Annotated in this window: 12 protein-coding genes; all 12 read right to left on the minus strand. The window is 52.6% G+C overall.

Annotated elements, in window-relative coordinates:
* Positions 1 to 360: 360 nt before the first annotated feature.
* On the minus strand, positions 361 to 1,752 hold the full coding sequence (locus ACYQ15_RS17900) for a TadA family conjugal transfer-associated ATPase (protein WP_459938857.1): 1,392 nt from the start codon (positions 1,750 to 1,752) through the stop codon (positions 361 to 363).
* Between the two features lie 95 nt (positions 1,753 to 1,847).
* Positions 1,848 to 2,951, minus strand: coding sequence for a CpaE/TadZ family protein (locus tag ACYQ15_RS17905; protein ID WP_459938858.1), 1,104 nt, complete (start codon positions 2,949 to 2,951; stop codon positions 1,848 to 1,850).
* Between the two features lie 158 nt (positions 2,952 to 3,109).
* Positions 3,110 to 4,105 (minus strand): pilus assembly protein TadG-related protein, encoded by a 996-nt coding sequence (locus ACYQ15_RS17910; RefSeq protein WP_459938859.1) that lies wholly within the window; start codon positions 4,103 to 4,105, stop codon positions 3,110 to 3,112.
* A 17-nt stretch (positions 4,106 to 4,122) separates the two neighbouring features.
* Entirely contained in the window at positions 4,123 to 4,539 is a 417-nt protein-coding gene (locus ACYQ15_RS17915; protein WP_459938860.1) for a TadE/TadG family type IV pilus assembly protein, read from the minus strand.
* Between the two features lie 21 nt (positions 4,540 to 4,560).
* Positions 4,561 to 5,022: a TadE family protein gene (locus ACYQ15_RS17920; protein WP_459938861.1), complete on the minus strand. Its 462-nt coding sequence runs from the start codon at positions 5,020 to 5,022 to the stop codon at positions 4,561 to 4,563.
* A gap of 51 nt (positions 5,023 to 5,073) precedes the next feature.
* Positions 5,074 to 5,373, minus strand: a complete 300-nt coding sequence (locus tag ACYQ15_RS17925) for a hypothetical protein (protein WP_459938862.1) — start codon at positions 5,371 to 5,373, stop codon at positions 5,074 to 5,076.
* A gap of 81 nt (positions 5,374 to 5,454) precedes the next feature.
* The gene (locus ACYQ15_RS17930; RefSeq protein WP_459938863.1) at positions 5,455 to 6,861 is read right to left on the minus strand and encodes a type II and III secretion system protein family protein; all 1,407 of its coding nucleotides are present in this window, start codon (positions 6,859 to 6,861) and stop codon (positions 5,455 to 5,457) included.
* A 31-nt stretch (positions 6,862 to 6,892) separates the two neighbouring features.
* Positions 6,893 to 7,768, minus strand: a complete 876-nt coding sequence (gene cpaB / locus ACYQ15_RS17935; protein ID WP_459938864.1) for a Flp pilus assembly protein CpaB — start codon at positions 7,766 to 7,768, stop codon at positions 6,893 to 6,895.
* Positions 7,769 to 7,871: 103 nt separating this feature from the next.
* Positions 7,872 to 8,423 carry an A24 family peptidase gene (locus ACYQ15_RS17940; protein ID WP_459938865.1) on the minus strand — a complete coding sequence of 184 codons (552 nt, stop codon included), beginning with the start codon at positions 8,421 to 8,423 and terminating at the stop codon, positions 7,872 to 7,874.
* A 245-nt stretch (positions 8,424 to 8,668) separates the two neighbouring features.
* Positions 8,669 to 8,851 carry a Flp family type IVb pilin gene (locus tag ACYQ15_RS17945; RefSeq protein ID WP_459938866.1) on the minus strand — a complete coding sequence of 61 codons (183 nt, stop codon included), beginning with the start codon at positions 8,849 to 8,851 and terminating at the stop codon, positions 8,669 to 8,671.
* Between the two features lie 755 nt (positions 8,852 to 9,606).
* Positions 9,607 to 12,366 (minus strand): sensor domain-containing protein, encoded by a 2,760-nt coding sequence (locus ACYQ15_RS17950; protein WP_459938867.1) that lies wholly within the window; start codon positions 12,364 to 12,366, stop codon positions 9,607 to 9,609.
* 437 nt (positions 12,367 to 12,803) lie between these two features.
* Complete coding sequence (locus tag ACYQ15_RS17955; protein ID WP_459938868.1) at positions 12,804 to 14,210, minus strand: ATP-binding protein; 1,407 nt, start codon at positions 14,208 to 14,210, stop codon at positions 12,804 to 12,806.
* Positions 14,211 to 14,242 lie beyond the last annotated feature (32 nt).

Here is a 14,242-nt window from a genome sequence, read left to right on the forward strand (position 1 = left end):
TCACTTTGTTCTGGCTATCCGAAGCAAATGATCATTCTCCTGAACAAAGTGAGTGCGGGGCATGCCGCTTCGCTCAAGGCGCAGAGGACGCCAAGGAAACATTTTTTGAAAGCAGGGAAAGAGCTGTTTTCAAAAAGCTTGCCTCACCTCTGCCGGGGTGATGTTTAAAATCACCGTCAGGCGTGGAGCCTTTTTGACTTCCGCATCTTTCCAGCGGAAGCCAAAACTTTTTCTCTGCGCCCCCTGCGTCTCGAGCGAAGCGGCATGCCCCGCCCTCACTTTGTTCAGGTGAGTTGTCCCATTTGCTACGGACTGCCAGGACAAAGTGAGTGCGGGGGCGGTTCAATCATTTCTTACATCCTATACTTCATAAACCACATCAGGATTAAAAATCTCCCGGTTCACCTCCAACCCATGCTGGACGAACTTGTCCACGAAGCGGGGCCGGACGCCCTGGAACCGGAAGTGGCCTTTGATTTTGCCGCTTGGCTCCACTCCCGTGGGAATGAAGGAGAAGAGTTCCTGGGTGGTGATCACGTTGCCTTCCATGCCGGTGATCTCCTGCACGCTGGTGATCTTGCGCGTGCCGTCAGAGAGCCGGGAAACCTGGACGATGATATGGATGGCCGAGGCAATGAAGCGGCGCATGAATTCCAGGGGGATGTCCAAATTTGCCATGGAGACCATGCTCTCGATACGCATCAGGGCGTCCCGGGGCGTGTTGGCGTGGACCGTGGTCAGGGAGCCGTCGTGGCCGGTGTTCATGGCCTGAAGCATGTCAAAGGCCTCGGCCCCACGCACCTCACCCACGATGATCCGGTCCGGTCGCATCCGCAGGCAGTTGCGCACCAGATCCCTGGAGGTGACCTCGCCCTTGCCCTCGATGTTCGGGGGCCTGGTTTCCAGGCGGACGATATGATCCTGCTTGAGCTGCAGTTCCGCGGCGTCTTCCACGGTGACGATGCGCTCGTCCGAAGGGATAAACTGGGACAGACAGTTCAGGAGAGTGGTCTTACCGCTGCCCGTGCCGCCGGAAATAATGATGTTAAGGCGGCAGTGAACGACACCCTTGAGGATTTCGCCGATCCCCGGCGTGAGCGCCTTGAGCATGACCAGGTCGTCCAGCATCAGGGGATCACGGCCGAAGCGGCGGATGGAGAGTACCGGGCCGTCGATGGCCAGGGGGGGGATGATCACGTTCACCCGGGAACCGTCGGCCAGACGGGCGTCCACCATGGGAGAGGATTCGTCGATGCGCCGGCCTACGGATGAAACGATCTTGTCCACGATCTTCATCAAGTGGGCGTCGTCCTTGAAGGTGGATTCGGAAAGTTCAAGTTTTCCGAAGCGCTCTACATAGATTTGCTTATGGGTGTTCACCAGGATGTCGGCAATGGTGTCGTCCTTGAGAAACGGCTCCAAAGGGCCCAGACCCATGACTTCGTCCTCAATGTCCGAGATCAGGCGATCACGTTCAGTCATGTTCAGGGGAACCTTGCCGCCGTCTTCCTCCAGAATCCGCTGAACCAGTGATCGGATCTGAGACTTAAGAATATTCTGGTCCAGAGAATCCAGCAGGGTCAGGTCCACCATTTCCAGGAGTCGGGAATGGATTCTGTTCTTGAGCTGGAAAAACTCATCGGACAGCTGCCGAGCTTGCTGGTTGCGGTGCTGCGGAATGGGTTTTTTATCCACCAGCTTGAGCGCCGGCTTGGGCGCTTCTTCGACCTTTTTCTTGCTGCTGAAAAGCATTTCTTCACCTCATGCAGTTTGAAGTGCTACCATAAAATTCTTAAATCTGTGTCAATCTGCGTAATCTGCGGTTAAAAAATCTTTGAAACCATGACCTAGAATATCCACCACTTCCGCTTAATCTGTTCCTTTACATCGGCCTTCACAACCAGAGCGTCGGCCAGCTCTCTGAAATTTTTGGTAATTTGCTCTTTAGGCGCGAAGCGGGAGAGGGGTTTGCCCTTGTTGATGGCCGAAACAGTGGTCTGGTAGTCGTTGGGGATTTTCCAGAAGACTTTTTTGCTCAGGGCTTCCTCAACGTCATCCATGCCGATGCTGCCGTTTTTTAGGTGCCGGTTCAGGATGACCTTGATGTTCTCAGGAGCAGGGTAGCCGATATCCTGGAACGAGCGCAGGAACTTGTTGGTGGTGGCCAGGCAGGGTAGGCTCTGGACCGAGACCAGGAACAGGGTGTCGGATAGTTCGAGGACCTTCAGCGCGTTGTCGTCCATGTGCTGGCCCAGGTCCACCACGATGAAATCGAACATCTTGCGCATGACGTTGAGCAGGCGTTCGATGATTTCCGGCGTGGCCATGTACTGGCTGCCCAGATAGCCGGGGGATGGCAGCACCCGGACTCCGGAAGGGTCCGCGGCCAGGATGTTCCTCAGAAAGGTGGAATCCAACCGGGAAATGTTCTTAGTAATTTCCTTCCAGGTGTAGGAGGGTTCGATTTCTAGAAACAGCGGAATGTCCCCGAAGAGATTCAGGTCCAGCAGGGCCACGGATTCTACGCCGTGCTTTTCAGCCAAGCTCACGGCCAGGTTCACGGCAAAGGTGGTCGTACCCACGCCGCCTTTGCTCCCCATGACGGAAAAAATCCGGCTGTTGCGTTTCGGGTTTTCACCAGCCTTGATCTTGCCGTGTCTAACGGCAAAGCGCTCCAGGGCAGCAGTGATTTCCGCGTCATCCGTATCAGGACCGAAAAACTCCCTGGCCCCGGCTCGGATGGCATTCAGGAGCAGGGTCTGGTCCGTGGAGTTGGATGTAAGGAATATCTCGCCGACCTCACCTTCGTTCAAAAGGTTGTGGATCAGTTCAAAAGTAATATCAGGTTCGTTGCTCAGTTCAATGATCAGCAGGTCAGCTCGTGTAGAGTCGTCATCTTGGATATCAAATTCAGAATGTTTTTTAACTAGGTTTTCAAATCGATTTCGCATTGCAAGATTTTGCATCTGGATACGAATTTGATATGTACCTGCGGGCATTTGACCCTCTCATGTGATGTTAGGTATTGAAAAGGCTAGTTGAACATTGAACTAATATTAACGTATGGGTAGTTAAGTAAGAATGTTGCTTGCAAAATGTGGTACATTAATCATTCTACTAGAACAATACTTTTAACTCCGAAGTCGGTTGCGTCAAAATCTATTGGCCCTGAAACCAAATGAGGATCTTCAGGAAAACGACCTGTTATCCAAAATCCAGAGCCTTGACCACCATAACCTGTTATAATTAAGGGAGCAAAACCTCTAATAGTTATGGTAGCAGATTGTCCAGATGACCATGTATTGCAAATAATAGGTATAAAAAGAACAGTCTCATTGTTTATGTATTCAGTTAACTTGTTGTGAACATCTGTTCTTGCAGGTGTGGTAAGATTGGCACCAGTATCGGTTGTAACCTCATCTCCAATAAAAATCATTTTTGGGTAACCATTTATTATCCACTCAAGTCGATCATTAGTGCTTGCATTCTCATCGTGAGCTTCAGCTAAGTCTACCCAGCCCCAGTTGCCAGGTCCAATACTTCCAAAGTTATCTTGTGTAATAATACGATATTCTGGATCGCTTGGGTCATTTATTGATTCATAATAATTATCTTCTTGTATTCCTATTGGAAGTAGTCTTTCCATTCCGCTAGCTGGACCTACAACTGCTGTGGCAATTGCGCTGACACTCTGTGTAGTTCCTAAAATAGGAGCAAAAAAAGATCCGATATTATAATTTGCAACAGTAACCATTACTGAATTATATGGGGTTGAATTCTCAGTAAATTTAGGATCAGTCCACTCAGACCATCTTCCAAGCTTAACACTTGTAGGAGTCGGCGCATTCTTGTCCACAAAATTTTGTTGTGCTGCTTCAACAGCTTTAATAGTAACATTTGTGTTTCCATTTTTTGCCAACTCTATTACCCCAGCCAATGCCGATGCATCAACTGCGTTTTGGAGCTCATTTTTTGCAGAAGTCTGTCGTCCAATATCGATTGCTAATGCTGCAATTCCAATAAAAATTACTAAGACTGCAGCAGTGATAACAGATACTGCTCCATTTTCATTATTAACTTTTTTTTGTGTAGTTTTAAATTTCATGTTCTATCTCCTTTACCCTATTCGCATCTCATTTTTGTTATAGATGTTATTTCACGTTGAAACGGTAAAAAAAGAAAGTCATAATTATATTTGATCTCAACGGAAATATTGCTTGCTGATGCTACGCAAGGTGTAACGATGACGTCCCATTTTTTTTCACCAAAGGTAATAATATGGTCATTCCAATGAATAATTTTGTTTTTGATAGCAATTTCTGATATTCTATTACCAGTAGTACGATACACCAGGCCTACTCTCGCTCCTTCTCTTCCAGCATTAGTCACAATATGTTGATTATACATCAATAAACCAAATTCAATTATGCCAAAAATTATCGTGATAAATATTAGTATCACAATAGCAAATTCTACCGCTGTGGCACCTATTTGATTTTTTTTACTTGATTTTGGTTTTAATTTTTGATTTGATGTCATAATTTTCGATCCGTATGGCATTTACAGCATTTTCATTGATGTTGAAGCACCAATATTTGTTGTCTGGCCAAAGTTAGCACCAAAGAATCGAAATCCTGAAAGTACAAGATAAGAATGCTCAAAATTAACTTCTACCAGGCAATATTCGTTTCCATTGCAATTACATGATTCATCCCCAGGACAAAATGCAGCATTGTGTCTACCAATTTCTACATTTAAATAATCTTTAATTTCTCCATTTCCAAAATTAATTAGTCTGTCTGTATAGTTCTCAACAATATGTTCAATACTGTTTACTTTAATTGCGCTATTCATCCCCGCCCTGGCACCTTCCCGGCTGGCATTGGTCAAAACTTGTTTGTTATAATAGGCTATGCCGAATTCAGTAATGCCCAGGAATAATAGTATAAGCAGCGGCAGGACGATGGCGAACTCGAGTGCTGCGACTCCGCACTGTTTATCGTAATTGGGATCTTCGAACATAAGTTTGCACTCTTGTTAATGTTGAAAACATTAAAAATTCTTTGAAATATGCTAATTTCCCATTATAATTATCGGACTCACCTGCTCTCGTTCTACCCCTTCTTTGAAGGTATTCCGATATCGTTCCACGGCCAGTGCCGCGGCCTGGGGGTCGATGCCTTCCACGGGGGCCTTGGTCAGGCTGGCTGTGGGGTTGAGGGTTTGGTTGTAGTTGGCGGTTTGGACGGATCTTCCCCAGTTGTCCTGGAGATAGTATATTCTTTGGCTTTCCGGGAGGTTTCCGGCGCAGCCCCATATCATGGTACTTACAGCAAGAATCAAACCAACGCAGATTGCCATACTCTTGTTCATTCCCGCCTCTCCTGATTTGGTTGTCTTGAATTATGTTACGAACTTCTTTCGCTGCCGGTTGAACCAGTCTCCACCAGAGAATCATCGGACAATAACGTGCCCGAATTGACCGTCGAATACCGCGGTTCTATGCGGCAGGTTGTGGGTATGGGATTGGCCGAAGATTTCCCAGAGATAGAATTCCGCGTCATCCGGCGGGATGTAGAAGTCCGTGGGCAGGGTCTGTTCAGCGGCTACGATGGGTTTGACCAGGCGCGGGGTGATCAGGATGACCAGTTCGGTTTCTCTGGCCTGGTAGCGTTTGCTGGAAAACAAGGCACCCAGGATGGGCAGATCGCCCAGGACTGGGAACTGGGATGCTGCTTCGCGGGAGAATTCGCTGAGCAGGCCGGCGATGGCGAAGCTTTGTCCGTCCCCGAGTTCGACTGTGGTAGATGCCTGGCGGACAACGAGGCCGGGGATGAACGTTCCACGAATTACTGCACCCGTGGTTGGATCCAGTTCGGAAACCACCGGCACCACCTCGATGGCGATTCTGTCGTTGCTGAGCACAGTGGGCGTGAAGGAGAGTTGGATGCCGTAGTCCTTGAACTCAACACCACCTATCTCGCCTTCGCGCTCCAACGTCGGTATAGGGAACTGGCCACCGGCGAGGAAGCTGGCGGTCTGGCCGCTGAGGGCGATCAGGGATGGTTCGGCCAGGATCTTAGCCAGGCCGCTTTCCTTGAGAATGTCGAAAATGCCCTGCCACTGGATTGAATCCCCCGGAGCGGATCGGAGAGCAAAGGTGCCGGCGGAATCCAACAGGCCGCCGGCTGGTAGCCCGCCCAGAAATCCCAGGGCCAGGCGTCCGCTTTCATTCACCAAGTTGAAATTCACCCCGAGCTGTTTCATTGAATTCCTGGAAACATCAGCCACTTTCACTTCCAGCATCACTTGGTGCACCCCGCCCACTTGGACGAGATTGCGGATTCTGTCTTCCGGGGCATAGGCTCCTGCCATTGCCAGGATCTGGTCCAGGGTTGATGTGTTGGATACCCGGCCGGACAAGGTGACGGAATCGTTGGTGGACAGGATGCGCAGGTCTGTTTCCCTGGGAAAAACTTCATTGATGCGTTGTTTCATCCGGGCGATCTCGTACTGGACTTCCAGCTCGTAGATTGCGGATATTTCATCGTCCTGCCACAGCATCAGATTGGTCGTGCCCGCGGAAACGGGTCGCAGGTAGACCTCCCGGGCGGAGATGGCCCGGACGCTGACGACATCCGGATCGGCCACCAGAGCGCGGTCCACTTCCCTGGGCGTTCTGAGAATGACGGCTCGTCCGTACTCCAGTTGCAAGCGCCGGGGCTGATCCATGTCCACGACGACTTCATCGGGAATCACCTGAATGTTCCGGGCGTGGCTTTCCAGTGGGAGCAACCAGGTCAATGACGCCAAGAGCAAAAGAACTGCTGCTGTTTTCCAGGATCTGATGGTGGCATGCATGGATAACCCTTCTCCTTGCTTGTTGAGATGGTTACTGAATGAACTTGAACTGCTCGACATTATTGCCCTGGATCACTTCCATAGTGAATTCCGATCGTACCGGGGCAGGACGCGGATTGTTGATCCGGGGCGCTGGGGTGGCTGCGAGCTGTACGGGCTGGGGATTGAGATAGTTCATGGCGTGCCTGGTCGTGGCTCCCCTGGTTGCCGCCGGAAGGCCATCTATGGGGCTACGCAGGGCGAACTGGAGCCGGCCCTGATTCCGGACATGGGTCAGGATTTCGGTTTCCTCGGGAGTCAGTTCCAGAGTATAGACATCCACAGGAGCAGTGGTCCCTTTTTCCGTTTCCTGCAATACTGTTCCCGTGGCCAGGACGGTGACGTTTTCCAAAATGATCTTTGTAATGTCTTCGTCATTGTCCGGATCTTTCCAGGTCACGAGCACGTCAATCTTGTTGCCGGGGTGGATGAATCCGGAAATACCGATCACCTTGTCCCCACCCACGGCCACGGCCCGTTTGCCTTCCCCGAGAATGGCCGAGACTCCGCCAGTGCGGATGTCAATGGGCGCAAGACGGTGCTCGATAATCGTCTCCCCGGCTCGCATGGGCACAACCGCCACCCGGCCGACCAGATCCGAAGGTTCCCGGAAGTGTCCCGCCGGCAGGTTCTTTATGATTTGCTCCCTACTGGTAATCATCTCCCCGGACAGTCTGGTGCCGGCGGCAAGATCAAAAGTCGCCACGGCCACATACCCGATCTCCGGTCGTTCCCTCTGGATTTCCTCGACCACTTGCGCGGGTACGCCCGATGTCTGCTGCTGCATCCAGTTGTAGATGAACAGACTACCCCCCACCGCGATGAACATGGCGAGAGTGATAGGTAAAAAAGCTTTCCACCTGCCCATAAAACCTCCTGGATTGGTAATCCAAACTTAAGCTTGAAATGTAAATTTGAAATGAATTTTTCAGGTCATTCCCGTGCAGGCGGGAATCTAGTTCTTGATATTGTCAGAAGCCAAGAAAATTGTATTCGAGATGGTTCAGTACCAGATAGGTAATGGTGCCCATTGCAATAGCCACGCCATAGCAGAGTTTCGGTTTGTTTTCGATGGGCGGGACAGAGGTAACGGGCACATACTGGCGGGTCAGGAGGAAGGTCTTTAGTACGGGCCATGTCCGGGAAATCAGGACTCGTCCGTATTGGGGGTGGATGGCTAGGAGTAGCAGGGCATACACACCGCCGTAGAGGCCAGTATATATGGTGGAAATGATAACGCCTTTGGCACCCACAACCGCTCCCACGGCTCCCATGAGTTTGGCGTCGCCGGCACCCATACCGCCTATAATGTATAAGGGGAGAAATAGGGCTATGCCGAGCAGCAATCCTGCGCCGCTAAAGTGAAATCCGTCCAGCCCGGAAAATAAAGTATGGCAGACAAGGGCAATACCCATTATGGAAAAATTGAGATAATTTGGAATACGTTGGTATTTTAAGTCATAAATCGCTGCAAACAACATGATCAAAACGAACATGGAAATAAAAACTAAATGATTATACATGGAGAGGAATTAGATTGAGTTATGGCAGTCTGGAAAAGATTGGCGACAGCATTCTAAGAATTCCGACACCTACAGCAGTGACAATGCGATCAAGATAATCAGCACCATATCCGGTTAATGTCACACCTTTATCATCATGAAAAAACTATAAGAACGCTAATATCATGATCCCATTCATTTCAATAATTTTCGAGAAGGGGCAACCATGAAAGTTGCCCCTTTTTTTAAGGCATAATTTTTTATTATTATGGAACGACGGGTGGCGTTTCGTCCAGTGAACCTTCTACCCTGCCAAATAGATCTGATATTGATCCTCCAAGTGTACCAGCTGCAACCCCAACAACAACCGCAATCAAGGCAACCATCAAACCATATTCCACCATCGTTGCCCCTTCCTCGTCCTTCAAGAAATTCATCAGCTTGTCCATGTTGTCCTCCTGTATAATGTGGTTGAAAAAGTTAAGAAGTTTTAGGACTCCCCTGCCAAAAATTTGATCTCGTCTCAGATCTGAGATGAACCCTTTCTATCAAGATCCGGGCCAAAGGTTGCACTTTGTGGCTAATAATCTGAAATAATGTTATAAGTTTAAAAGATAGTCTGCTCCTGGTGTTGGCCTGTGTTTATGTGGAGATACCCATTGGGCTTTTTGATCGAGAAAAAGGGTCAATAGTGATTACAATTAGTAGTTTTAGTTCCATTTTTTATGGACAATTTCAGTCTTTTAGCATGATTTTGTCTTGAAAATTTGGAAGGCATGTGAATTGTTTGGTTTGGCATAATGTTGCTTAGAAGTAGTAAGTATTCTCGCCAGTTCTAAGGTAGTAATGGAGAAAAGATGAGAGAATTGAACCGCCCCCGCACTCACTTTGTCCTGGCAATCCGTAGAAACTGACCACCAACTTGAGCAAAGTGAGGGCGGGGCATGCCACTTCGCTCAAGCCGCCAAGGACGCCAAGGGAAAAACATTTTATGAAAGCAGGGAATGAGCTGCTTTCATAAAGGTTGCCTCTTCTTGGCGGGCGATAAACATCGCCGTAGGCGTGAAGCCCTTTTGTCTCCTGCATCTTTCCAGCAGGAGACAAAGATCTTCTTCTTGGCGTCCCCTGCGCCTTAAGCGAAGCGGGCGGTTCAAACTTTCTTAATCCCGCCTCGACTGCCATAACCCACTATATCAACAGCCAGCTACTGAACTAACACAACAGATTGCACAGGTTCGGGTTGCGTAATGTATTGGGGGGCGGTGATGGATTTGGCTTTTGGTGGGTGGATCCAGGTTTTTTCTATTTCCACGGGATCCATGGGTTTGGCGAAGAGGTAGCCCTGGCCGTAGTGGCATTTGTAGGTCTTGATCAGGTCGCACTGGAACTGGGTTTCGATGCCTTCGGCCACCATTTCCAGATTCAACCCATGGGCCATTTCCACGATGGCGTGGATGATCCGGTTCTTGGCGGGGTTGGCGTTGATGGTGTTGATGAAGGCGCGGTCGATTTTCAGTTCGTCCAGGGGGAAGCGCTGGAGGTGGGCCAGGGAGGAATAGCCGGTGCCGAAGTCGTCGATGCTCAGCCGGGCGCCCATGTACTTGAGCCGCTTCAGGGTGCGGATGTTCGCATCCAGGTCGGACATGGCCATGGATTCCGTCACTTCCAGATTCAGGCACCCGGGGTCCAGGCTGTGTTCCTGCAGGATCTGGTAGATCCGGCCTTCCAGTCCGGATTTGGCGAGCTGCTTGCCGGAGATGTTCACGTTCAGAATCAACGATGCATTGCTTTGCCGCCACTTGCCGATCTGGCGGCAGGTCTGCTGGAGCACCCATTCTCCAATGGGCTCGATCAGTCCTGTTTCCTCGGCCAGGGGAATGAACAGAGCCGGAGAGATCAGGCCGTTGTCCGGGTGCTTCCAGCGGATCAGGGCTTCCAGGCCCTTGAGTTCGCTGGTCTCCAGCTTCACGATGGGCTGGTAGTTGATGAACAGCTCGTCGCGATCCATGGCCCGGCGCAGATCCTTTTCCATGATCGTGCGCCGGCTCTTGCGTTGATACATTTCCGACTGGAAGATTGCGCAGCGGTTCTTGCCCTGCTGCTTGGCCTGCTGCATGGCCAGTTCCGCGTCCCGCAGCATGTCGTCCGCGCGGGTGTAGGTCATATTGTAGGCCAGAATGCCGAAGCTGGCGGTAATGAATATCTCCTGGCCGCTTACCTGGAAGGGCTCCTCCAGTTGTTTCCTGATTGTCTCGGCCAGGGCCGCGGTTTCTCCGGGCAGGGCGTCTTCCGTGATCACGCAGAATTCATCCGAACTGAAACGGGCCAGGGTGTCCGTGGGGCGGAGCTGGTCCTGGACCCGCTGGGATATTTCCAGAAACATCCGATCGCCCACAAAGTGTCCGAAGGTGTCGTTGACCGTGCCGAAGCCGTCCAGATCGAACACCAGCAGCCCGAAATGATGGTTGGAGTCTTCGGCCGCCTTTTTGAGGGATTGTTCCAGTTTTTCGAGACAGTAGGAGCGGTTGGGCAGGTTGGTGCGCTGGTCGTAGAGGGCCTGGCGCATCAGGCGTTCGTCGTTGCGCTTGCGGGTCGTGATGTCCGTGATGCTGCCGGCGAACTGGATGATGTTGCCCTGCTCATCCCGCACGGCCCGGGCGTTTTCGGAAATCCAGACCGGGCTGCCGTCCTTGCGCCGGATCAGGGTCTCCATTTGCTGGACCTCGCCCCTGTTCCGCAAGGCAACATGGCGATTTTCCCGGACTTTGGGGATCAGGTAGATCTCTGAAAAACGGACGGTGTGGTTTTCGGTCTCGAATTCCCTGGGCGAGTCGTAACCGAGAATGGTCGCAAAGGAATGATTGACGCAGATCACGGTATCGTCGGCCCTGGTCAGGTACATGCCTTCCGGGGCATGGGCGAACAGGGCCCGGTAGGTGGCCTCGGACTGGCGCAGCCTGGCCTCGGCCTCATGCTCCTCGGTGATGTCGGCCATGGTTCCGGCGAGCATCAGGTTTCCGTTTCCGTTGTAGTTCAGGGCCTTGCCCCGCAGCCGGATCCACCGCCAGTCCATGGAGTCGGATTTCATCCGGAAGCGGTGCTCGAAGTGCGCGCCATTGTTGGCTGCATACTTCCGGACCTGTTCCTGGAGCTGCTTCCAGTCCTCGGGATGGACCAGGCTGTCAAAGGCGGCGTGGTGCTTCAGCTTTGCGGAGGAATGGGAGTCTTCGCGTTCATCGCCGGGCAGATCCACCACCATCCTGTAGGAGGTCATGTCCATCTCGCAGACCAGCTGGCGGGCGCCTTCCAGGGCGGCCCGCAAGCGCTTCTGGTCATGTTCGATGGTCTCCTCGGCCCGCTTGTGCTCCGTGAAATCCTCCAGCTTGACGAAAACCTTTTCCACCAGTCCGTTGGTGTTGCGCACCGGGATAAAGGTCACGCGCAGGTAAACGCTCTTGGAAGCCGGCTCCGGATGCACCCCGGGCAGTTCCCGCCATGTCTCGGGCAGGACCTTAGTTTCACCCAGGCGGACCCTGGAAAAGACATCGGCCAGGTCCCAGTCCGTGGTGCGATGATCGGAGACGACGGCAAAATCCTCGTCCGGCGCGAGCCCCATCAGCTCGGCGAAGGAATCGTTGAAGATCAGTGTTTTGCCGGAGGGGTCGCAGATCAGGGTGGGGTGGGGGTTGGAACGGATGATGTCTTCGAGTTCATTGTTCTTGTTCTCTTTTCGTCTGCCCATGCCGGGGAAGAACAACCCCAGCGCGGATTTGAGATTCAGGCCAAGGAGAATTGAGGCTGTCAGGAACAGGTCGATGAAGTTGTCCGGTTGGGTTTGCGGCCGGTGGCAGGAGGACGCCCAGAACAACACGCAGACCACGATCAACAACACCACCGTCGCCAGGGCCGGAACCCGTTGCGCCGGTTTTGCGTCCGCTTTGGCAGTGGTGAGCGTGGAGTCCATTGTTATCAGACTTGGGTGTGAAGATGTTGTCTTGTTTTTTCGGAGTGTATTATTTTGTGAGCTATTCTTTGAAAACAGGATATGTTTATGTTGCTTAGCAACATGTATGCCTGAGTAGGTTCGATGTTTTGGTTCCTATAGGGCCGCCGAATATCCGTGCGACCAGTATTACAAGCTGAGATAATATATCGCTTGGAAAACGACGAGCCGGGACCGCCGCACCCAGTGCGGCCCCGTAATGGAAGCTTGGAGGAAATGGGATGTATTTGGAATCCCATGTTGCGAGATGCCGACGAAGACTTGGCGGATGCTTGAGACGGGCCGCACTGGGGTGCGGCGATCCCAGGGGCCGCACTGGGGTGCGGCGGTCCTGGGGACCGTACTGGGGCGGCGTTCTCGGGGGGGTACTGGGTGCGCGGTCCCAGCGGTCCCTGGTGCTACGCGACGAACAGGTTTTCCCAGGCCATGGCGATCTTTTCTTCGGTCAGTTCGGGATGGCGGCCGTGGTAGTACGCTTCGTCGATGATGTGGTCGATGATGTCGCGGGGTTGGCACGCGGAGAGGCGGACATCCATGCGTTTGTAGTACTGGTCCATCAGGTACTCGAACACGTCTTCCCGGAACTCGACGTTGTTCGCCTTGCAGACCTTGATGAATATCTGCCGGTATTCGAAGGGCGAGGGATGGTCGATCTTGATCTTGTAGCGCAGCCGGCGCAGGAAGGCCATGTCCACCAGTTGTTTGGGATCGATGTTGGTGGCGAAGACGATCAGCTGGTCAAAGGGCACGGCGAACTTGCGGCCCGTGTGCAGGGTGAGCAGGTCCATGCGCCGGGCCAGGGGGATGATCCAGCGGTTGAGCAGGGTCTGGATGTCCATTTCCTGGCGGCCCAGGTCGTCCACGATGAACAGGCCGTTGTTGGCTTTGACCTGGAGCGGCGCCTCGTAATACTTGGCAATGGGGTTGAAATCCAGGTCCAGGGTGCGCATGGTCAGCTCCCCGCCGACCATGATCGTGGGCCGCTTCACGCGGACCCAGCGCTGGTCCGCCGGAGTGTTCGGTAAAGGCGGCACGGGCAGGTGCACGGCCTTGTCGTAGACCGTGATGATCTCCCCGGCCACGATCACGGCATGGGGCACGTAGACCTCGCCGGGCAGAGCGCGGCCCATGGCTTCGGCAATGGTGGACTTGCCGTTGCCGGGCGGGCCATACAGGAAAATCGCCCGTCCGGAGCAGGCGGCCGGGCCCAAGGTGTTCAGCACGGAATCGCTGACCACAAGATGGGAAAAGGCCTTGTTGAAGTGCTCCGGCCTGATCACGATGTTCATTACGGTCTGCAGCTCGATCTGCTTGCTGTACTCGGCCAGGGGCACCGGCGCGGGACCGGTGTAGCGGCAGACGTTCAACAGCTCATTGGCCCGGTTGCGCCCGATGTCCGTCATCCCGAACTTGTAGGAGGTCTTGGTCAGATGCTCCGCTCCCTTGACCACGATGCACTGCTCCCGGCGCAGAATCTCCATGGCCTCATCCACTATGGGAATGGGCAGCTTGACGCTCTCGGCCACCGAGGGAATCGTGAACTCCCCCATGAAGACCACATGCTTGTTGATCAGATCCACAATGAAGGTCATGGACAGCCCGGTGTCCTCCACGGTGCGCGGCGGCGGGGGCGTCTTGCGGAAGAAATCGGCCAGATCCTTTTCGTCGATGAAGCCCAGGGTCACCAGATTGTACCCCAACCGCCCCCCGGACATCCGCTGCCGCTCCAGAGCCATCTCCAACTGCTCCTCGGTCACCAGATTCTTTTTCATCAGGCGCGAACCCAGAAGAGTTTGATCAAGCATTTGTTTCCTCTCTTTGTTTGCCTTGGAAATTT

Source organism: Desulfonatronum parangueonense (assembly GCF_054656975.1).